Consider the following 798-nt stretch of genomic DNA (forward strand, 5'->3'; position numbering starts at 1 on the left):
GGATGCGCAGGTGAAGGTGCGTGGGTTCCGGATCGAGCCGGCCGAGGTCGAGGAGGCGTTGCGGTCGCATCCGGCGGTGGCGGATGCGGTGGTGGTGGCGGACGGCGATCGGCTGGTCGCGTATGTGGTCGGTGATGTCGATGGTTTGGCGGCGTATCTGGGTGAGCGGTTGCCGCAGTACATGGTGCCGGGTGTGTTTGTGGAGTTGACCGAGTTGCCGTTGACGCGGAACGGCAAGGTTGACCGGGAGGCGTTGCCGGCCCCGGATGCGGCGCGCGCGGCCGAGGTGTTTGTGGCACCGGTCGGGCCGGTGCAGGAGTTGTTGGCTGGGATGTGGGCCGAGCTGCTGGGCGTGGACAGGGTGGGGGCGACCGAGAGCTTCTTTGCGTTGGGTGGGCATTCGTTGTTGGCGACGCAGGTGGTGTCGCGGATCCGTTCGGCATTTGAGGTTGAGTTGCCGGTGGGGGCGTTGTTCGATGCGCCGACGGTGGCTGGGTTGGCTGCGGTGTTGGACGCGGCGGTGTCCGGTGCGGTGATGCCGCCGGTGGTGGCGGTGGGCCGGGATGGGCCGTTGCCGTTGTCGTTCGCGCAGCAGCGGTTGTGGTTCCTGCACCGCCTGGATCCGGATTCGGTCGAGTACAACGCCCCGATGTCGATCGGGTTGCCGGCTGATCTGGACGTCGAGGCGCTGGCGGGGGCGTTGACCGCGTTGGTAGCCCGGCACGAGGTGCTGCGGACCCGGCTCGTCGCCGACGCCGACGGGGTGCCGTGGCAGGTGATCGATCCGGCGCCGGAGCG

The 798-nt window shown here is 68.9% G+C and carries 1 protein-coding gene; it reads left to right on the forward strand.

Features of this window, described 5'->3' with window-relative positions; all coding sequences use genetic code 11:
- On the forward strand, positions 1-798 hold a 798-nt coding region (locus Dsi01nite_RS56950; protein ID WP_239137345.1), incomplete at both ends, for a condensation domain-containing protein.

It is taken from the genome of Dactylosporangium siamense (assembly GCF_016862795.1).
Lineage (GTDB): Bacteria > Actinomycetota > Actinomycetes > Mycobacteriales > Micromonosporaceae > Dactylosporangium > Dactylosporangium siamense.